This window comes from Pseudomonas sp. UC 17F4, assembly GCF_900101695.1.
Classification (GTDB): Bacteria; Pseudomonadota; Gammaproteobacteria; order Pseudomonadales; family Pseudomonadaceae; genus Aquipseudomonas.
This window is the reverse complement of the sequence record NZ_FNKV01000001.1, coordinates 3,027,345-3,046,481: the sequence shown is the minus strand read 5'-3', so window position 1 is coordinate 3,046,481 and position 19,137 is coordinate 3,027,345. Positions and strand designations below refer to the sequence as shown.

The following is a 19,137-nucleotide window of genomic DNA, read 5'->3' as shown; positions in this document are numbered from 1 at the left end:
GGGCTCGGCGACCGCTGAGCCTCAATCCTCCAGCGGCTTGGGTGGAGGCAGGGGCTTAGGAGGTTTCGCCGGTTTGGCCGGTTTGCCATCCTTGCCGGGCTTGGCGTCCTTGTCCTTCGTGGCGTCGGTTTTCAGGTCGGCAACGGTCGGCGGCACGATGGCTTTCTCTGCCGCTGGCAACTGGTCGACCGCATCGAAAATCGCCTTGGGCTCGAGGGTGCCGGTGTGTTCGATCCGGTGCTGTTCGCCGTCTTTGCCTACCAGTACCACCTGGGTGACCATCGTATCCCGGGCACTGAACTTGAACCGGCGGATCAGGGCCATGGTCTCCTGTTGATCCATGAACTTGTCATCGCGCTTGCCGATCATGCCGGCAACGCTGTACAGCACCAGCTTGCGCTCCTCGAATGCCGCCTTGCTGGCCGGGTCTTCCAGGGCCTTGTTCAATTCGCGCAGAGTCGGGTCGGCGGTGCTGGGGGCAAGGACAACCAAGGGACGGGCCTTGTTCAGATCCCGGGCCAGAGGGTCATCGCTATCGGCAGCGAGGGCGGGGCCGGCAACGAAGGCCAGCAAGGCGGCGAGGGTCAGTGACCGAACAAGCATGCGCATCTCCTTTCAATTTCCATGCATCAAAGACTACAAATCGCGACGAAAGATCCGGGTTGCGAGCCTAAACTACAGGGCCAGATGAGTGGGCAAAGCAAAGGTAACTTCCGATTACCAAGTGCGACCTTGGATACCTACCGAAAGGTCTGTCATCCGATTCTGAGGATAGCTGAAGGCCGCCAGCCATGCCCGTCGACCACCCTGGAAAAAGGCCTGAACCATGAGCATTGCCGATACCCTGCTGTTGCTGCTGATCCTTGTTACCGCCCTGGGCTGTGGGTTGATGGGCGGGTTGTTCTTCGCCTTCTCCAACTTCGTCATGCAGGCCCTGGAGCGCATTCCGGCACAGAGTGCGGTGACGGCCATGCAATCGATCAACCAGGTGGTGCTCAACCGCCTGTTCCTCTCGCTGTTTCTCGGCACCGCCGTGACCTGCGCGATTCTGCTGACCTGGGCCTGGTTGCGCTGGCCATTGCCGGGCAGCCTGTGTATCGGCATCGGCAGCGGCCTGTACCTGCTCGGCAACGTACTGGTGACCCTGCTCTTCAACGTGCCGCGCAACCAGAGCCTGGCGCGCCTGGACCCGGCCAGCAGCGAAGCGGCCAGTGCCTGGCCAACCTATGCACGGGTGTGGAACCGCTGGAACCATGTGCGCACCATCACCGCCCTGGCGGCGACGGCGTGGTTGATGGTGGCCTTGCTGCGGGTGGTGTGGACTCAATAGCGGCTGCTACGCAGCCATCGCTGGCAAGCCAGCTTCCACAGTGTCGGTGCATGCAGGTCCGGCTAGAACAAGCCCATCTGCCGATCGATCAGCACCGTGAAGTCATCCTCCACGAACGGCAGGATCGCATCCGCCACCGGCTGCAGTTGCCGGGTCAGGTAGTGGTCGTAATCGATCGCCGAATGCCGCGTCTCCAGCGGCTCCGGCCCCGCCACGGTTATCACGTAGCTGATCCAGCCGCCATTCTGATACTGCCGCGGCCGGCCCTGACGGTCATTGAAGTCATCGGCCATGCGCGCCGCCCGCACATGCGGCGGTACGTTGCGCTGGTAGTCAGCCAGCGGGCGGCGCAGGCGCTTGCGGTAGATCAACAGTTCATCCTGCTCACCGGCCAACGTCTTGCGCACATACTCACGCAGGTACTGCTGGTAAGGCTGGCGCTTGAAGATGCGCTCGTACAGCTCCTGCTGAAACTGCCGGGCCAGCGGCGACCAGTCGGTGCGCACGCTTTCCAGGCCTTTGTAGATCATCTCTTCAGTGCCCTGGCCACGTTGCACCAGGCCGGCATAGCGTTTCTTGCTGCCTTTCTCGGCGCCGCGAATGGTCGGCATCAAAAAGCGCTTGTAGTGGGTTTCGTACTGCAGCTCCAGGGCACTGTCCAGGCCATAGCTGTCGCGCAGGTGCTCACGCCACCACTGGTTGACCTGCTGCACCAGCTCGCGGCCAATTTGCGCCGCGTCCGCCTCGTCATGGGCACGCTTGAGCCAGACGAAGGTCGAGTCGGTGTCGCCATAAATCACCGTATAACCCTTGGCTTCGATCAACTCGCGGGTACGGCGCATGATCTCGTGGCCGCGCATGGTGATCGATGAAGCCAGGCGCGGGTCGAAGAAGCGGCAACCGCTGGAACCGAGTACGCCGTAGAAGGCGTTCATGATGATCTTCAGCGCCTGGGACAGCGGCGCATTGTGCTCGCGCTTGGCTGTCTCACGGCCCTGCCAGACCCGCTCGACAATCGCCGGCAGGCAATGCCGGCTGCGGGAAAAACGCGCCCCGCGAAAGCCTGGCACCGAGGTCTCATCGCCCGGCTCGCGCAAGCCTTCGACCAGCCCCAGCGGGTCAATCAGAAACGTGCGGATGATCGACGGATACAGGCTCTTGTAGTCGAGCACCAGCACCGACTCGTACAAGCCCGGTCGCGAATCCATGACAAAACCGCCCGGGCTGGCCTCCTCCGGGCGCTCGCCCTGATTGGGCGCGACGAAGCCTTGGCGGTGCATAAAAGGCATATACAAATGACAGAACGCCGCCACCGAACCGCCGCTGCGATCAGCCGGCAAACCGGTGACCGTGGCCCGTTCGAGGAGGAAGGTCAACAGTTCGGTCCTGGCGAAGATCCGCGTCACCAGCTCGCAGTCCTTGAGGTTGTAGCGGGCCAGGGCCGGCTTGTCCTCGGCGAACATGCGGTTGATTTCGTCCATGCGCTGGTACGGGGTGTCGATCGCCTTGCCTTCGCCGAGCAGGGTCTGGGCGACGTTCTCCAGGCTGAACGAGGGGAAGCTCCAGGTCGCCGAACGCAGCCCTTCGATACCGTCGATGATCAGCCGCCCGGCCGCCCCGGCAAAAAAATGCGCGCGGCTGCCGTGCTCGCGCCAGTCCATTGCCTCACCGCCACGGCCCAGGCGCAGCGGCACCTTGAGCTGGGTGGCGTGCTGCTGCAGTACGCGCAGGTCGAACTGCACCAGGTTCCAGCCGATGATCGCATCGGGGTCGTGCACGGCCAGCCAGTCGTTGAGGCGTTCGAGCAATTGAGCGCGGCTGTCGCAGTATTGGAGGTCGAAATCCACGCCTGCGGCGTCGCCATTGGCCGGGCCGAGCATGTACACCTGGCGCTGGCCACAGCCTTCGAGGGCAATCGAATACAACTCGCCGCGTTCGGTGGTTTCGATGTCCAGCGACACCAGCTTGAGCGTGGGACGGTAATCGGCGGCGGGCTTGAGCTGGGCGTCGATCAACACGCCGCTGGCATCCGCCGTGCCGCTGAAGCTGACCGGCGCGGTGATGAAGCGCTCCATCAGGTAGCGCTCCGGCGGGCGCACATCGGCTTCGTAGATTTGCACGCCGGCGGCGCGCAGGCGCTTTTCCAGCTGGATCAACTGGCGGTGCTGACGGCAGTACAAGCCCAGCACCGGCCGTTGTTCAAAATCGCGCAGGGCCAGCTCGCGCAACTCGACCTCGCGCTCGCCGCGCAACACCGCCTCGGCCTGGCGCCGCTGTTCGGCGGGGATGAACGCCACTGAAGTCTGCAGCGGCAGACGCAAGCGCCGTGGGCCCTGGTCGGTGGCCAGCCAGAACTCGACAACGGTACCGGCCGGGGTATCGCGCCAATGCCGGGTCAGGACAAAGCCCTGCTGTAACTCCACCGCTGCAACCTCGAAAACGCCTGTGTATGCGCCGATTCTACCCGTCTGCGCGGCGGCCTGGCGAACTTAGCTCGGCACCCGTGCGCCCGGGGCGAAACCGTGGCCATGGGCGCGACCGGCAATCAACAGGGCCAGGGCGATCAGCGCCAGCAACACCCAGGGGAAACTGCCCACGCCCCACTGGCTGAGCAACACACCGCCAAGCAGGCCACCGGCGGCAATGGCCGAGTTCCATACCGTGACGATCATCGACTGGGCGACATCGGCGCCCTCCCCGGCGGCATCGGCGCTGGCGGTTTGCAGCAGGGTTGGCGCGCCGCCGTAGGTCAGGCCCCAGAGCGCGACACTGACATACACCAGCGGCGCCGACTGGCTGACAAAACCAAGCACCAGCGCCACCACGGCAAAACCGAACAAACTCAGCAGGACCATGTTGCGCAGGTGCTTGTCGATCAGCGCACCGACCACGCCGATGCCGGCCAGGGCGGCAATGCCGAAGGTCAGCAGGACCATGCCGGTGCTCGCCGCCAGGCCCACCGAGGCCAGGTACGGCACGATGTAGGTGTACAGCACGTTGTGCGCCAGCACCCAGCTGAGGATCACCAGCAGCACCGCCAGCACCCCGGGTGTGCGCAGCACCTGAGCGATACCGGGGCGTTGGCCGGGGGCATGGCCGTCGAAATCCGGCACCTTGCACAGCACCCAGGCCACCAGCACCAGGGTCGCGCCGGACACCAGGGCAAAGGTCATGCGCCAGCCCAGCAACTCGCCCAGCCAGGTGCCGGCCGGCACCCCCAGCGACAAGGCCACTGGCGCACCAATCATCGCCACCGCCATGGCCCGGCCTTGCTGCTCGGGGCTGACCATGCGCCGTGCATGCCCGGCAATCACGCCCCAGGCCAGGCCCGCGGCAACACCGGTCATGAAGCGCGCGACCAGGGTCAGCCAGTACGAGCTCGACAACGCCGTCACCGTGTTGAACAGCAAGAAGCCGATAATCGCCAGCAACAGCACCGGCCGCCGGCGCCAACCCTGGGTCAGGGTCACCAGCGGGATGGCGGTCAAAAGCGAGCCCAGGGCATAGACGCTGACCATCTGCCCGGCCATCGCCTCACTGACCTGCATGCCGCTGGAGATCTGCCCAAGCAGCCCGGCCGGCAAGGTTTCGCTGAGGATGGCGATAAAGCCGGTCATGGCCAGGGCCAGCAGGCCGCTGACCGGCAAGGGCTGCTCCAGTGCGGCCGGCCCATCGGCGCTGCAGCTGATGTGGGTCATGGTGAAACTCCTGTAGGAAAGATGGGCGAACCTTAAGCCTGCGCGCACTGCGGAAAAAGCCGGGTACAATTCCGCTCATAACGGACACGGGTGTCCGCAATCGGGAAATGCAGATGGATAGCCTCAGCGGTTTCGTGGTGTTCGTGCGGGTGGCAGAAACCGGCAGTTTTGTCGGCGCTGCGCAGTCGCTGGGGGTCAGCGCCTCGGCCATTGGCAAGCGCGTGGCGCGCCTGGAGCGCCGCCTGGGCGTACGCCTGTTTCACCGCAGCACGCGCAGCATCACCCTCACCGCCGAGGGCAGTCAGTTTCTGGAGCGCAGCCGGCGCATCCTTGCCGAGATCGAGGCCACCGAGCTTGAGCTGTCCCAGGCCAGTGAAGTGCCGCGCGGGCGTTTGCGCATCAGCCTGCCGCAAGTCACTGCGCTGGTGATGCCGGCCTTGAGCGAGTTCATGGCGCAGTATCCGGAGATCGAGCTGGACCTGGATTTCGACGACCGCATGGTCGATATCATCGGCGAAGGTTTTGACGTGGTAATGCGCGGCGGCACGCCCAGCGACTCACGCCTGAGCGCGCGCTTTCTTGGCCATTTTCACCATGTACTGGTGGCCTCGCCGGCGTACCTGGCGCGCAATGGCAGCCCCGCGCACCCCGCCGAACTGGCCCGCCACACCTGCCTGCACTACCGCTTCCCGAGCACCGGCAAGCTCGAACAGTGGCCGCTGCGTCAGGAGCCCGCCGGCCACGCCTATGAGATCCCGGTGTCGATGGTCTGCAACCACGTCGACACGCGCATCTGCTTTGCCATGCGCGATCGCGGCATCACCTGCATTCCCGACTTCACCGTGCGCCAGCAGTTGCAGCGCGGTGACCTGGTGACCGTGCTCGATGACTACATGGAGCGCCGCGGCAGCTTCTACCTGCTGTGGCCCTCGGGGCGGCAAGTGCCGCCACGGCTGCGGGTGTTCATCGACTTCATGAGCACGCGCCTGCTGCCCGATGCTGGCGCGCCGCAGTATTAGTCATATAAATAATCAAAGCCTTGGGCAGGCAATTGTGGCACCTGCTGCACCAGGAACGCCCCCAGTTGTTGCACCTGGCGGGCCTTGGGGCTGGCCTGCAGCCAGGCCAGGTAATAGCCCTCGCCGGTGGCCACCGCCTGCGCAAACGGCGTGACCAGGCGCCCGGCGGCGAGCTCGGCGCTGGCCAGCAACAGGTCGACCACGGCCACACCCAGGCCTTGCTGAGCCGCCGAGATGCCCTGGTCAAGGGTGTCGAACAGCTGGCCGCGCTCAAGGCTGATGGCCGCAGCCCCGGTGCGCTGCAACCAGCGCCGCCAGTCGCGCCGGTCGGGAGATGGGTGCAGCAGCTCGCAATGGGCCAGGTCTGCCGGGTAACCGGGCTGGCACACCGGTACCAGCCATTCGTCAAACAGCTTGAGGCTGGCGATGCCGGCGCCGAAATGTCCGTCGCCCAACAGGATCGCGCAGTCGTAGGGCTCGCTGTAAAAATCCACCGTATCGATGTCCATCCACACGCTGCTCAGTTGCACCTGAGCGTGCTCTTCACATTGCTTGAACAGCGCCAACTGGCCAAGCAACCAGCGCACGGTCAGGGTCGAGGGCGCCTTCAGGCGCAGTTGCTGGCGGTCCTGTCTGAGCAGGCCACAGGCGCTTTCGATGATCTTGAAGCCGATTTTCAGCTCCTGGGCCAGCAGCCGGCCCGCTTCGGTCAGCGCCACTTTCGGCCCGCGGCGCTCGAACAGGGCGCAGTCGAACAGACCTTCCAGGGTTTTGATGTGATGGCTGATGGCGCCCTGGGTCAGGGCCAGTTCTTCGCCGGCGCGGGTGAACGAACCGTAGCGCGCGGCCACCTCGAACGCCCTGAGCGCCTGCAATGCGGGAATGCGTTCGGTCATGGCCGCCTCTAGCATGAGTCAAACTAATAGAAGGCCACAGTAACAGGCGTTTTACAACCGGACCGGGCCTGCCGAGAATTGCGCTCCCGCCAAACGCCCTCGAGACCCGCCCGTGAACAGTGCCCTGCTTGCTACCTACGCCCTGACCGTTGTGCTGCTGATCGCCAGCCCCGGCCCGGTGGTGGCGCTGGTGGTCAACACCACCGCTCGCGCCGGGCGCAAACAGGCACTGCTGACCGCCCTGGGCACCAACGGCGCGTCACTGGTGCTGATCGCCCTGGCGGCGCTGCTGATCTTCAGCAGCGCCGCGATCAACCCGCTGCTGCTTAGCGCCTTGAGCGTGTTTGGCTGCCTGTTCATCGGCTTTCTGGGCCTCGGCGCGCTGGCCGAACTGCGCCGGCCCGCGCACGCCGCAGCGCCGCCTGCGGTGCGCCAGGGCGGGCTATGGCAGGGGTTTGCCATTGGCCTGTCAAACCCCAAGGACATCCTGTTTTTCGTCGCCTTCTTCCCGCAGTTCATTCAGGTCACCGAGCAGTTCAGCCACAGCCTGATGCTGTTGGCGCTGGTCTGGCTGGTGCTCGACCTGGGCATTCTGGGCCTGTACATCCTGGTCATCGGCCGCCTCGCCGAGCGCCTCGACAGGCGCCTGATCAGCGCCATCAGCGCCGTGGTACTGCTGGCCATCGCCGCCGTCGGGCTGGCCTACAACATCCGGCAACTGTTGCCCTGACGGGCTACGCTTTCGGGCGCGGGCCCGGAGCGGTTAGAATGGCGCGCTATCACCCAGGCCAGCCACACTATGGACAGTCGGATTGAACCCTGAACAGCGCAGTCGTCTCCAAGCCAACATGCATACCCGCCCGGCCCCGAATTCCAGAGGCACTTCCTTGATCCGCTCGCCCCTTTTGCACGGCCTGCTCGCCGTCGTGCTGCCGACTTCGGTACTGGCTGCCGGCGTACAGATCGACCCGCATGCCGACCTGCTGTACCGCCAGGCCGTGAGTTTGCTGGAACAGGCCGACAACCAGAGCGCCAGCTTCACCCTCAAGACCAGCACCACCGACCAGGATCTTGCCCAGCAAGGCCAGGCCCTGGGCCGCACCCTGGCGCCTGCGGTGAGCCTGTTGAAAAAAGCCGTGGAGCTTGACCACCCGGCTGCCCAGTATCGCCTGGCGCTCTACTACATCACCTACCTGCCGGCAGCACAGATTTCCGCTGCCGCCTGCCCGCTGCTCGAAGCCAGCATGGGCCAGGGCTTTGCCCCGGCGGCCCTGGGCATCGAGAACTGGTGCCCCAACTACAGCCGTAGCGACTACCGCAACGCGCTCGAAAGCGTGCCAAACCTGGCCAGCCTGTACGCCCCCTACTACCCGCAACCGGCCGTGCGCCTGTTGTGCCATCGCGAGCAACCGCAGGGCCTGGCCATGCAGTGGGGCCGCCAGCGCGACTACCAGGCCGAGGTCTACCGCCTGCTGGCCAGCGCCGACCCGGCGCAGAGCAAGGCCTACTGGCAAAAAGCGGTGGACATCAATGGCTGCATCGCCGCGCAGCGCCGCCTGGCCAGCAACCACTACTGAGCGCCAAGCCCTCTGCCGCGCCGCTGACAGCAAGATCGTTCAAGTCAGCGGCGCCCGCCTCTGGCATGCTGTACAACCTTGTTCATTGGTTGTTGCTGCCGTCCATGTCCAGTCCGCCGTTCGCCCGCCAGGCCTTCATCCGTGGCGCCATCGCCATCCTGCCGTTGTCCCTCGCCGTCGCTCCCTGGGGGCTGCTGGCCGGCTCCATGGCCATCGAAGCCAACCTCAGCCCCTGGGAAGGCCAGGGCCTGTCGGCGATCGTCTTTGCCGGTGCCGCGCAATTGGTGGCAATCGGCATGCTCAAGGGCGGCGCCAACCTGTTCTCGATCCTGCTGACCACCCTGTTGCTGACCTCCCAGCACTTGTTGTACGGACTGTCGATGCGCCCGGTGCTGTCGGGCCTGCCGACCCGCTGGCGGCTGGGCCTGGGCTTTTTGCTCACTGACGAGTTCTTCGCCCTCACCAGCCAGTACGACCAACAGCAGTTCAATCGCTGGTACGCCCTGGGGGTCGGCCTGACGTTCTACATTGCCTGGAACCTGTTCACCCTGGCCGGGATCATCCTCGGTCAGAACATTCCGCACCTGGACCAACTGGGCCTGGATTTTTCCATCGTCGCCACTTTCGTTGCCCTGATCGCGCCGCTGGTGCGCAACCTGCCCACCGTGGTGTGCGTGGCGGTGTCGCTGTTCTGCTCGGTGCTGTTCAGCGCCTGGCACTGGGACATCGGCCTGGTGGCCGCCGGGTTGCTGGGCATGAGCGCCGGCTTTGTCTGCCAGAAATTCAGTGGAGCACGCGCATGATCTTCGCCCTGATTATCGGCATGGGCCTGCTGGTGTTCCTCAACCGCTATGCCTTCCTGGAACCGCGCCTGCCCTTGCGCCTGAGCTCCAATGCCCGGCAGTTCCTCGGCTTTGCCGTGCCGGGCATGCTCACCGCCATTTGCGGGCCGATTGTGTTCTTGCCCGGGCACCAGCTCGACCTGAGCCTGAGCAACCCTTACCTGGTCGGTTCGGTAGTGGCGGTGGTGCTGGTGCTGTTGACCCGCAGCACCTTGATCAGCATGCTGCTGAGCATGGCCTTCTTTTTTGTCTTTCGTTGGTGGTTGAACGGCAGCCCATGAACCCTGCACACAAGGAACAGACCCGCTTCTGGCAAGCCTCGGCGCTCGGTGATACCGAGATGCTGCACGCGCGTTATTTTCAGCAGCGCTTCGCTCCCCATGTGCACGAAGGCTACGTGATCACCATCATCGAGTCCGGTGCCCAGCGTTTCTGGCACCGCGGCAGCGAACACCTGGCGCCGGTGGGCAGCATGGTGCTGATCAACCCCGACGAGCTGCACACCGGTGCCAAGGCCAGCGAAGATGGCTGGCGCTATCGCGGTTTTTACCCCGACAGCGAGCGCATCACCGGCGTGCTCGACGAGCTGGAGCTCAAGCGCGACGGCCTGCCGCGCTTTGACGCCAGCGTGCTGCACGACCCGCAACTGGCCAAGGCCTTCAGCTGGCTGCACTGCTCGGCCGAACACGGCGCCAGTGCCCTGGAACAACAAACCGCCTGGCGCGAAGCGGTGCTGTTGCTGGTGCAACGCCATGCCCGCGCCGGCACCGCGCGCACGCCCGGCAACGAACCCTGCGCCGTGGCCCGGGCCAAGGAACTGATGGACAGCCGCCTGGCCTACCCGCCATCGCTGGAAGAACTGGCCACGGCAGTCAACCTCTCGCCCTTCCACTTTGCCCGGGTGTTCCGCCAGGCCACCGGCCTGCCGCCCCATGCCTGGCTCAAGCAACGGCGTCTGAGCCGCGCCCGCGAACTGCTGAAAAACGACTGCCTGCCGTTCAACGTCGCCTTCGCCCTGGGCTTTTCCGACCAGAGCCATTTGAACCGGCAGTTCAAGCAAGCCTATGGCGTAACGCCGGGCGAGTACCGCCGCGCCTGCATTCACTGACGGACCAACCCCATGCCCTACCCGCTTGCCTACCGCTGGTTCATCCACAAAGGCCTGACCGACTGGGAGCCGTGGTATTTCTGCGACACCCCGGCGTCACTGCAACAAGGCCCGGACCTGAGCAAAAACGCCTTCGCCGCCCGGGCCTTTGCCAAGGAGACCGGCGCGGACTTCGAGGTCTACCTGTTCGCCCGCCGCCAGGACCGGGAAGACTTTGCCTTCTTCGTGGTGCGCGACGGGGTGATCGAAGACAAGGTAATCACCGCGCACCTGTCGTTCGCCGACAAGCTGGAGCTACGCTCGCGGCTGAGCTATGAACAGGTGACCCGCAGTTTCAGTGAGTGGGTGGCCGAAGTGGCGCTGGCCGATGCCGTGGAGTGGATGAGCGAGGACGACCTGCAAGATTGAGCCTGGGCTGCTCTTCTGCTCAGCGGCAATACGCCCGCGGCGTGCTGCCGGTCATGCTTTTGAAGAAGGCGATGAACGCACTGTCGCTGGCAAAGCCCAGCTCCAGCGCCACCTGGGTCAGCGGCTGATGGATCGCCAACTGCTCCACCGCCCGCACCAGCCGCCACTGCTGGCGCCATTGCTGGTAGGACATGCCAGTGTCGCGGCGAATCAAGCGACCGATGGTTTTCTCGCTGGCGCCCACTGTGCGGGCCAGCTCTTGCAGCGGCGGCGGTAACTGCTCAAGGTTCTCGACCAGGCGCGCCAGGCGCCGGTCCCTGGGCAGCGGCAAGCGCATCGGCTGCTGCCCGGCAGCCTGCAGTTCGGCGATGCACAGGCCGGCCAGGTGCGCGGCGGCGCCTTGGCTCCAGTCGGTTTCGAACGGCGCCAGGGCGATGCGTTCGAGCAGTTCGCGCAGCAGCGGGTTGACGTCGAGGATCACCACTTCATCCGGCAAACGCGGCCAGTGGCGGGTGTCCAGGTACACCGAGCGATAGTCCACGGTCGCCCGCATCCGCGCCCGATGGGCTACGCCGGCGGGAATCCACGCCGCGCGGGTCGGCGGCAGCAGGCAGAGCAGGTCCGGCGCCTGGGCATCGATGCGCACACAGCCCTGGCGGGTGAACAGCACCTGTCCCATACGGTGCTGATGGACGCCGGAATCGTGCTCGCCCAGGGCCGAGCAGATACCGACGATGGGCGCATCGACGTGCTCGGGGTTGAAGAGGGCGGTAGGTTCCAGCCAGGCCATGCAGGTTGTCCGATTTTCACTATTTCTAGACCAGACCGCGACAATACACCCATCGCCCGCCGCCTACCATGAGCGCCCTTTTACCCACGGGACCCTGCTCATGACCCAACGCACCTGGTTGCCCCTGGCCACGGCCCTGCTGATGTTCCCGCAGATCGGCGAAACCCTCTACAGCCCCGCCCTGGTGGATATCGGCCAGGGCTTTGGGGTAACGCCTGCACAGGCGGGGCAAACCCTGTCGCTGTATTTCGCCGCCTTTGCCGTCGGCGTGCTGGTCTGGGGCCGCCTGTGCGACCTCTGGGGCCGACGCCCGGCGTTGCTCGCAGGTTTGCTGCTGTACGGCCTGGCTTCGCTGGCGGCCCTGTTGGTCACACATTTCGCCGGCCTGCTTGGCGCGCGCATCGTCGCCGCGTTCGCCGCAGCGGTCGGTTCGGTGGTGACGCAAACCGCGCTACGCGATGCATATAGCGGTGCGCAACTGGCGCGGGTGTTTTCCCTGATAGGCATGTTCCTGGCCATCAGCCCGGCGATTGGCGTGCTCAGCGGCTCGCTGCTGACCCAGGCCTTGGGTTACCGTGGCGTGCTCGCCGCGCAGTTGCTGATGGCCCTGGCGTTATGGCTGTGGAGTTGGCAACTAATGCCGGAAACCCGCCCGCAAACGCCCCACCACGCCAGTGTGATCGGCACATTGCGGCGCATGCTCGGTGATCGCCGGGTGCTGCTGGCGACGCTGCTGGTGGCGTTGTTCAACATCGGCGTGTTCAGTTGGTACAGCCTGGCACCGTTCATTTTCCAGCGTTTGCAGTTGCACAGCCTGTTTGGCTACAGCGGCGTACTGCTGGCGCTGGGCTCGCTGCTCGGCGCGCGCCTCAATGCGCGATTGCTGGCACGGGGTGTCAGCCAGGCAACCCTGCTCAATCTGGCATGCGCGGTGAACCTGCTGGCGGCGCTGGCGATCCTGCTGCTGGGCGAGCACTGGCTGATCGCGGTGGCCATGGCCTTCATGCTCGGCGCCTTCGCCATGGCGATTCCGCTGCTGCTGGGGTCGGCGCTGATCGAGTATGGCGATTGCCGGGGGACGGCGGGGGCGTTGTTCGGGTTGTTGTATTACGCGTTGATTGGCGCGGGCCTGGCGCTGGCCGGCTGGAGCCAGGCGCTGGGAGCGGCGCTGGTCTGCTGCTCCGTTTGCACCGCTGGCGCAGCCGCTTTCTACCGGCCACGGGCATGACTCAGCGGCGTCGTTGCCTGTCCAGCTCTGCCAGGTTTGCTGGCAGTTCAATCCAGCTTTTGTCGATGCCGGCATTGACTAGCGTGTCCCATTTACCGAGCAATTGCTGGGGGGAACGGTGGTACTCGCTACCCTTCATCGCCGCCGCCCAGGCAAAAGGTATCAGCGCCTGCAGCCTTTGCACATCATGGCGCTCACCCTCAGCACTGTTATGGTTGTGAAGCGCCAATCCCACAAGGTAATCAAGCATGTTACTGGCGACGATGCCTTCGATAAGCCCGTCATCGGCAATACTTTCCAGCCGTGCCACCAGGCTGGTCTGAGCCGCCTCCTGGTAAAAGGGCGACTTGGCATCAAGCAGACGCCACTGTCGTTGAATGGCCACTGGCGAAGGGTCCTTGAACAACCGTTCGACGCCACTTGCGGCCTCGAACACCGTCAACAAATCCGCTACCGCATCCTCCTTGATCAGATCGGCGAGACCTTCGAGTCTTGTCCTTTTATGCGAGTCATACAGGTAAGCGATGCCACCGGAAAGCAATTTTTCCATCGCCCAATCGTACAGCCGTACACGCTCACTGCAGGTAGTTGCCGCTGCTGTCACCAATGCAATTTCGCGCTGGTACTGCGCTTGCCCTGGCTGACCTTCATCGCGCTCGCGCAGCGACAACAAGCCGTCGATCAAGCTGCAGCACAAGCCGTAATGGTCTGCTACATCACGAAGCGCTGCGTGCGGTGTATCACCCCAGACTTTTTCAAGCAGTTTGAGCTGAACACCAAGGGACTGCAGTTGCTGGTCATAGACACGCTGATCAACCTGGGACGCCAGATCCCGCATGCCCTGGCAGTATGATTCGATCGTCAACCAGACCAGGTTCGAGGCAGCTTCGCGCACTTCGAACTGAGCGGCGTCCGCCCCTTCTTCAATGATCAAATCAATTCGCTGGTCGTCGAAGTCAGCAGCCCATTCATTCAAGAAACGCCGATGCTCCTGAAGGGTGATGCTCGGCTCCTGCGCCAACAACCCCATCTCATACCGTACACGTGCGGGGTCAGTAAATTTTCGCAGATCATGAAGGGCTGAAAGCTGATTCTTCAGCCGCTTAAAAGCGGGCGCAAGATCAGGCACTGTTGATCCCAGCGAAAGTTGAATGGCTTCGCGTTCGAACGCCTCCCGCTCTTCTTCGGTTTCACCGCGCAGCGACCGCCCGCCGAGGCCCAGCAAGGACGGCTCCAGACGTTCGAGGGTTTTCGGGGCTTCATGCTTGATGATGGTCTGCAAAATGATTGCATCCCACGCGAGTTCGCCTTCGCCGTGGCGAACTGCAACCGTCTTCAACTGCCCCAGGTCACGGCTGATGGCTTTGACCAGACGAGGGTTGCCAGGAAACCACTGCGCAATTCGCGTGAACGCTGCCTCGGGAATAAACGGGCAACATTCGCGAAATGCCCGCCACGCCAAGCGCCTGGCCTGCTCTGGTGTAGGCTCCGGCAGGGTAATGGAGATATCAATGATCTTCTCGAGAAAGCGTTGGCCGTTCTCACCATAGGCGGCCGAGTACAGGCTCAGTGCTTTGCTCACAACATCCAGGTCGAAGGCCAGGACGAAGGCGAAGCTGGGCCAGTCGAGCAACTCGCGCAACGCCAGCATGGCCTTGGGGATTGCGGTCGGGTCGGCGCGGTCAAGGTCATCGATGAACACCACGATGCGCGTGCGCTCGAGTTCGGCACACAGCGCTTCGAGTTCTTTTCGGTTGAAGGCCAGCTTTGAACTCAGCAGCTGGCCCGTTTGCTCGGCAATCTGGGTACCCTTGCTAACCATCATCCCGGATACAGGGTCCATGACTTGAACAACTGACTTGCCAATCTCGGCAACATTGCCCAGTAGCCTGGCAATTCCACGCCCCAGATCCTTGAATGACTTGCCCGACCAGGCGCCTTTTTCAAGTTGCTCCAACAACGCCTGATAAAATCGCTGGATCACCCCGTCACGGCCTTCGGCATCCCACGCCGAAAAGCGTACGACCACCCAGGTGATACCGTCCGGCTTGCTTTCATTGCGCATGCGCGCCTGCTCTTCAATGAAGTTCAGCACGCTGGTCTTGCCAGAACCCCACTTGCCATACAAGCCGATTCGGGTCGACCAGCTGTCTGGCGCCGACTCGATCGAGCGCAGCACCGAGCGGGCGATTGCCCAGCGCTGCAGGTCGTCATCCTGTTGCTGACTGATCGCCGCGTCATGGCCCTTGCCGCTACGCCGTGGGTTTGCTGGTGCTGTCATGGGGTGATCCTTCGACCGTGCAGTTGAACCAGTCGGGAAGTCTATCCAACTGAGTTCGGTGCTGCACCTGAGCTTTCAAAACTGCGCTGTCTGCATCGCGGGGCAAGCCCGCTCCTACCTCCACGATCAGGCATGCACCCAACGCCGATGCAGGCCACGGGCAATGGCATCGAGCATAAAGCCCAGCACGCCGATCAGCAGCACCATCGCCATCAGCTCCGAATACGCCAGCCGGTCACGGGTATCGAGGATGAAGTAGCCCAGCCCGGCACTGACTCCGAGCATCTCGCACGGCACCAGCACGATCCACAGAATACCGATGGCCAGGCGCACGCCGGTCAGTACATGGCCGAGCACGCCGGGGATGATCACCTTGCACAGGGTCTCCCAGCGTGTGGCGCTGAGGCTGCGGCTCAACTGCAGCCAGCGCGGGTCGAGCTGACGCACCCCCGCAGCGGTGTTGAGCAGGATCGGCCACAGCGCGGCAAAGGCCAGGAGGAAGTAGATCGGCTGGTCGCCCACCCCCATCAGCATCACCACCACCGGCATCCACGACAGCGGTGAGATCATCCGCAAGAACTGGAACGCCGGGGTAGTCGCCGCCTCCAGGTGACGATAGCTGCCCACCAGCAAGCCCAGCGGCACGCCGATCAGCAAGGCCAGCAGCAAGCCGACAAGGATGCGCTTGAGGCTGACCCAGATGTGCTCGTACACCTCGCCCTGGCCCAGCAGCTCGATCAGGCTGCTGAGGGTCGCCTGCGGCGAAAAACGCGCCGACAGGCCATCGGCCTGGCCGAACACCTGCACGCCCAGCCACCACAGCAACAACAGACCGAGCAGGCCGGCGACGCCCAGGGCGCCATGGATTGCATGCTTGCCCATCAGATCGAAAACTCCTCGCTACGCTCGAAGCTCTCGGGCAAACCGAAGGCCTTGAGCCCGCCAACGGCGGCGATGCTGTTGCGCACGAAGCGGTCGTCGACCAGGTCGCGGGCGGTCTGTTGCGGGTCGAGGCCGGCAAGAAAGCCCTTGTCGCCCTCGATCAGGGTGTTCTGCAGGCGACGCACCAGTTCTTCGGTGTAGCTGGGGAACGGATAAGGCTGAAAATCGATGCGCTTTTCGTCCCACTGCGCATGCTGGATCGCACCGCTGGCGATGTAGGCTTCGCGGGCCGCGGCCGCCGGCGCCAGCACCTGGCTGAGCACCTGCGGGGTGTGCGGGGTGTATTTGTTCGGCCCGCTCTTGGACAGCAGCGCGGCGGCTTCGGCGCGGTGCTCGCGGGTCCACAGCTGGGCCTTGACGATGGCGTTGACCACCTTCTGCGACCACTCGGGGCGGTTGTTCAAGTCGTGCTCGTGCATGAACACCACGCAGCAGGCATGGTTGCGCCAGATGTCGCCGGTAAAGCGTTGCACGCGGCCAACCTTGAGGTCTTCGGCCAGGGCGTTGAACGGCTCGGCGACGATGTAGCCGGCGATGCGCTTGCTGGCCAGGGCCGGCGGCATGTCTGACGGCGGCAACACCACCAGGTTGACCTCGTTGGCGGCCAGCTGGGCTGTGGCGGCCTTGGACACCGGGGTCAGGCCGTGGTCGCGAAACAGCTGCTGCACCACCACGTTGTGGATCGAATACCAGAACGGAATGGCCACGGTCTGCCCGCCCAGTTGCTTGACCTCGGTGATGCCCGGGGCCACGGTCAGGCCCGAGCCGCCGACATGGTTCCAGGCCACCACTTTGGCCGGCACCTTGCTGGCATAACGGGCCCAGACGGTCATCGGCGACAGCAGGTGAATGACATTGACCTGCCCGGAGATGAACGCCTCGATCACCTGCGCCCAACTGCGCAGCAGCACCGGCCGCTCGGCCTTGATGCCTTCGGCTTCGAACAGGCCATTGTTGTGCGCCACCAGCAACGGCGTGGCGTCGGTGATCGGCAGGTAGCCGATGCGTACCGGGGCGTCCGGGTCGCTCGCGGCGCGGGCCTGCAGGCTGCCGAGCAGCGGCATGGCGCCGCCGGCGGTGAGCAAGGCGCTGAGTTTGATGAAGTCACGACGAGTGTGGGTGAAGTCGTCCAGGCACATGGGCAGTCTCCGACGGCAGCGGCATAGGTTCAGAAGAAGGTTCGGGTGTGCGGCTGGCCCGCCGAAGGGTTTTGAGTATGTCGATGCGCAGCGCGCCCAGTTCCTCGACCCGCTGCTCGCGGGGCTGCGGCAGGTCGATGAGCCATTGGCCGAGGGTGCGCGCCGGGTGGTTGCCCAGTAGCAGCACGCGATCGGACAACAGCAGGGCTTCGTCGATATCGTGGGTAATAAGGATGGCCGCGGTGTTGTGCCGGGCAATCAGTTGCAGCAGCAGTTGCTGCATGTCGGCGCGGGTGACTTCATCCAGCGCACCGAAGGGTTCATCGAGCAACAGCACTTGTGGCTGGCGCGCCAGGCAGCGGGCCAGCGCGGTGCGCTGGGCCATACCGCCGGAGAGCTGCGCCGGGTACTGCTCGCGTGCATGCTGCAGGCCGACCGCCTCGATGGCGTGATCGATGCGCGCCCGTCGCTCACTGGCAGCGAGCTTGGGCTGGCGGGCGAAGTCCAGGCCGAAGGCAACGTTGCTTTCCAGGCTCAGCCAGGGCAGCAGGCTGGGGTCCTGGAAGGCCACCGCCAGGCGCGGGTGCGGGCCCTGCAACGGCTCGCCGAGCAGGCTGACGCTGCCGGCGCGGGCCTGCTGCAAGCCGGCCAGCACCCGCAACAGGCTGGATTTGCCAACGCCACTGGGGCCTAGGATGGTGATCACCTCGCCCGGCGCCAGTTGCAGGTCGAAATTTTCCAGCACGCTTTGCCAGCCTTGTTCACGCGGGTAGCCGAGGCTGATGCCACGCGCTTCGAGCAACACTTCGGTCATGCTGACGACGCCTGGCGCTGCAGCTCGGCGCGCAGTTGCACCAGGCTTGGGGTGACGATCGGCACGAACGCCGACTCGCGCCAGCGCCGGGCAAAACCTGCGCCGTAGGCGGTCAGGTAAGCCTTGCCGCCACTGGCTTGCAACTCAAGCTGCACGGCATCGGCAGCCGTTTCGGCAAGGGTGATGCGCAGCTTGAACAAGGCCGCCGGCTGGCTCAGGAAACGGCCGTCGAGCAAGCCCTTTTTCAGTTCGGCCACGGTGTTTTCCAGGCGCTCGCGCAGCACCTGCAGCGCCTCGCCAAGGAACGAGCGCATGCCCTGAAGGTGCCCTTCCACTTCGCTCAACGAGCGGCGCGCCAGGCCGATGGCCATGCCGCATTGCAGGCCCAGGAACGACGGGCGCACGGCAGGCAGAAACTGCTTGGCGTTGTCGTGCAGCAGCCAGTCACGGCTGATCGACACCTGTTCGAAACTCAAGGCTGCGGTGTTGCTCGACTGCAGGCCCATTAACTCAAGGTCGTCAGAGCGGCTCAGCCCTGCAGCGTGATCGGGGATCGCCAGCACGAACGGCGAGGCGCCCTCTTCTTCAATCGCCGCCGCCACCACGAAACCGCCCTTGCGCAGGTTGGTGACCCAGTGCAGGCGCCCGGCCAGGGTCCAGCCCTGGTCGTCGCGCAGGCCCTTGACCTGCAGCGCTTCGATACCGGAGAGGTACTTCATGGCGTTGGACAGGCCGGTGGCGCCAGCCAGTTGGCCGCTTAGCAGCTCAGGCAGCAGGCGTTCACGCAGCCCGGCGTTGGGGCTGTGCAGCAGGTATTCGATAAAGGCGCGCTGGCCCCAGAACACGAAGGCTGCCGCCAGGGAATGGCTGGCAACCGTGGCCAGCGTCTCGACCGCGTCGGCGACCGTGCCGCCACTGCCGCCCAGGTTCTGGTCAATACCGACGCGCAGCACCTGCGCCGCCGCCAGTTGCCCCAGTACCGCCTGCGGGTCGCCGTGGCCCTGGTCGAGGGCTTCGGCCTGGGCATCCAGCCACGCGACCAATGCGGGATCGAGCATAGGGTTT

At 64.5% G+C, this 19,137-nt stretch carries 19 protein-coding genes; 9 read left to right on the top strand and 10 right to left on the bottom strand.

Going from position 1 to position 19,137, the window contains the following annotated elements; genetic code table 11:
• Nucleotides 1-21: 21 nt before the first annotated feature.
• Nucleotides 22-603 carry a DUF4174 domain-containing protein gene (locus tag BLR26_RS14100; protein ID WP_093381503.1) on the bottom strand — a complete coding sequence of 194 codons (582 nt, stop codon included), beginning with the start codon at nucleotides 601-603 and terminating at the stop codon, nucleotides 22-24.
• A gap of 223 nt (nucleotides 604-826) precedes the next feature.
• On the opposite strand from BLR26_RS14100, the gene BLR26_RS14095 reads away from it, so the two are divergent.
• Nucleotides 827-1,330 (top strand): anthrone oxygenase family protein, encoded by a 504-nt coding sequence (locus tag BLR26_RS14095; RefSeq protein ID WP_045194118.1) that lies wholly within the window; start codon nucleotides 827-829, stop codon nucleotides 1,328-1,330.
• A 62-nt stretch (nucleotides 1,331-1,392) separates the two neighbouring features.
• Here BLR26_RS14095 and BLR26_RS14090 read toward each other — a convergent pair whose 3' ends face one another.
• Complete coding sequence (locus BLR26_RS14090) at nucleotides 1,393-3,753, bottom strand: DNA polymerase II (RefSeq protein WP_093381500.1); 2,361 nt, start codon at nucleotides 3,751-3,753, stop codon at nucleotides 1,393-1,395.
• Between the two features lie 66 nt (nucleotides 3,754-3,819).
• A complete protein-coding gene (locus BLR26_RS14085) occupies nucleotides 3,820-5,028 on the bottom strand; it encodes an MFS transporter (RefSeq protein WP_093381498.1) in 1,209 nt (402 codons plus the stop codon).
• Between the two features lie 113 nt (nucleotides 5,029-5,141).
• Between BLR26_RS14085 and BLR26_RS14080 the strand changes: the two genes are divergently transcribed.
• Entirely contained in the window at nucleotides 5,142-6,047 is a 906-nt protein-coding gene (locus BLR26_RS14080; protein ID WP_093381496.1) for a LysR family transcriptional regulator, read from the top strand.
• On the opposite strand, the gene BLR26_RS14075 is transcribed toward BLR26_RS14080, so the two are convergent.
• On the bottom strand, nucleotides 6,044-6,943 hold the full coding sequence (locus BLR26_RS14075) for a LysR substrate-binding domain-containing protein (protein ID WP_093381494.1): 900 nt from the start codon (nucleotides 6,941-6,943) through the stop codon (nucleotides 6,044-6,046). The genes BLR26_RS14080 and BLR26_RS14075 overlap by 4 nt on opposite strands.
• Nucleotides 6,944-7,055: 112 nt before the next feature.
• Here BLR26_RS14075 and BLR26_RS14070 point away from each other — a divergent pair, with 112 nt between their 5' ends.
• The 6 genes from BLR26_RS14070 (at nucleotide 7,056) to BLR26_RS14045 (ending at nucleotide 10,878) form a co-directional block, all read left to right on the top strand.
• Entirely contained in the window at nucleotides 7,056-7,673 is a 618-nt protein-coding gene (locus tag BLR26_RS14070) for a LysE family translocator (protein ID WP_093381492.1), read from the top strand.
• 118 nt (nucleotides 7,674-7,791) lie between these two features.
• The gene (locus tag BLR26_RS14065; protein ID WP_045195644.1) at nucleotides 7,792-8,520 is read left to right on the top strand and encodes a hypothetical protein; all 729 of its coding nucleotides are present in this window, start codon (nucleotides 7,792-7,794) and stop codon (nucleotides 8,518-8,520) included.
• Nucleotides 8,521-8,624: 104 nt separating this feature from the next.
• On the top strand, nucleotides 8,625-9,323 hold the full coding sequence (locus BLR26_RS14060; RefSeq protein WP_045195646.1) for an AzlC family ABC transporter permease: 699 nt from the start codon (nucleotides 8,625-8,627) through the stop codon (nucleotides 9,321-9,323).
• Nucleotides 9,320-9,643: an AzlD domain-containing protein gene (locus BLR26_RS14055; protein ID WP_093381490.1), complete on the top strand. Its 324-nt coding sequence runs from the start codon at nucleotides 9,320-9,322 to the stop codon at nucleotides 9,641-9,643. The genes BLR26_RS14060 and BLR26_RS14055 overlap by 4 nt, the downstream gene beginning before the upstream one ends.
• Nucleotides 9,640-10,470, top strand: coding sequence for a helix-turn-helix transcriptional regulator (locus BLR26_RS14050; protein ID WP_045194125.1), 831 nt, complete (start codon nucleotides 9,640-9,642; stop codon nucleotides 10,468-10,470). The genes BLR26_RS14055 and BLR26_RS14050 overlap by 4 nt, the downstream gene beginning before the upstream one ends.
• A 12-nt stretch (nucleotides 10,471-10,482) precedes the next feature.
• Nucleotides 10,483-10,878, top strand: coding sequence for a hypothetical protein (locus BLR26_RS14045; protein ID WP_093381488.1), 396 nt, complete (start codon nucleotides 10,483-10,485; stop codon nucleotides 10,876-10,878).
• A 19-nt stretch (nucleotides 10,879-10,897) separates the two neighbouring features.
• On the opposite strand, the gene BLR26_RS14040 is transcribed toward BLR26_RS14045, so the two are convergent.
• A complete protein-coding gene (locus BLR26_RS14040; protein WP_093381485.1) occupies nucleotides 10,898-11,668 on the bottom strand; it encodes an AraC family transcriptional regulator in 771 nt (256 codons plus the stop codon).
• 100 nt (nucleotides 11,669-11,768) lie between these two features.
• Between BLR26_RS14040 and BLR26_RS14035 the strand changes: the two genes are divergently transcribed.
• Complete coding sequence (locus BLR26_RS14035) at nucleotides 11,769-12,896, top strand: Bcr/CflA family efflux MFS transporter (RefSeq protein WP_093381482.1); 1,128 nt, start codon at nucleotides 11,769-11,771, stop codon at nucleotides 12,894-12,896.
• A 1-nt stretch (nucleotide 12,897) separates the two neighbouring features.
• On the opposite strand, the gene BLR26_RS14030 is transcribed toward BLR26_RS14035, so the two are convergent.
• The 5 genes from BLR26_RS14030 to BLR26_RS14010 form a co-directional block, all read right to left on the bottom strand.
• Nucleotides 12,898-15,177, bottom strand: a complete 2,280-nt coding sequence (locus BLR26_RS14030; protein ID WP_093381479.1) for a KAP family P-loop NTPase fold protein — start codon at nucleotides 15,175-15,177, stop codon at nucleotides 12,898-12,900.
• Nucleotides 15,178-15,303: 126 nt separating this feature from the next.
• Nucleotides 15,304-16,059, bottom strand: coding sequence for an ABC transporter permease (locus BLR26_RS14025; protein WP_093381477.1), 756 nt, complete (start codon nucleotides 16,057-16,059; stop codon nucleotides 15,304-15,306).
• Nucleotides 16,059-17,258, bottom strand: a complete 1,200-nt coding sequence (locus BLR26_RS14020; RefSeq protein ID WP_093381475.1) for an ABC transporter substrate-binding protein — start codon at nucleotides 17,256-17,258, stop codon at nucleotides 16,059-16,061. Before BLR26_RS14020 ends, BLR26_RS14025 begins: the two co-directional genes overlap by 1 nt.
• Nucleotides 17,224-18,072 (bottom strand): ABC transporter ATP-binding protein, encoded by an 849-nt coding sequence (locus BLR26_RS14015; RefSeq protein ID WP_093381472.1) that lies wholly within the window; start codon nucleotides 18,070-18,072, stop codon nucleotides 17,224-17,226. Before BLR26_RS14015 ends, BLR26_RS14020 begins: the two co-directional genes overlap by 35 nt.
• Nucleotides 18,069-19,130: an acyl-CoA dehydrogenase family protein gene (locus BLR26_RS14010; RefSeq protein WP_093381470.1), complete on the bottom strand. Its 1,062-nt coding sequence runs from the start codon at nucleotides 19,128-19,130 to the stop codon at nucleotides 18,069-18,071. The genes BLR26_RS14015 and BLR26_RS14010 overlap by 4 nt, the downstream gene beginning before the upstream one ends.
• Between the last annotated feature and the right edge of the window lie 7 nt (nucleotides 19,131-19,137).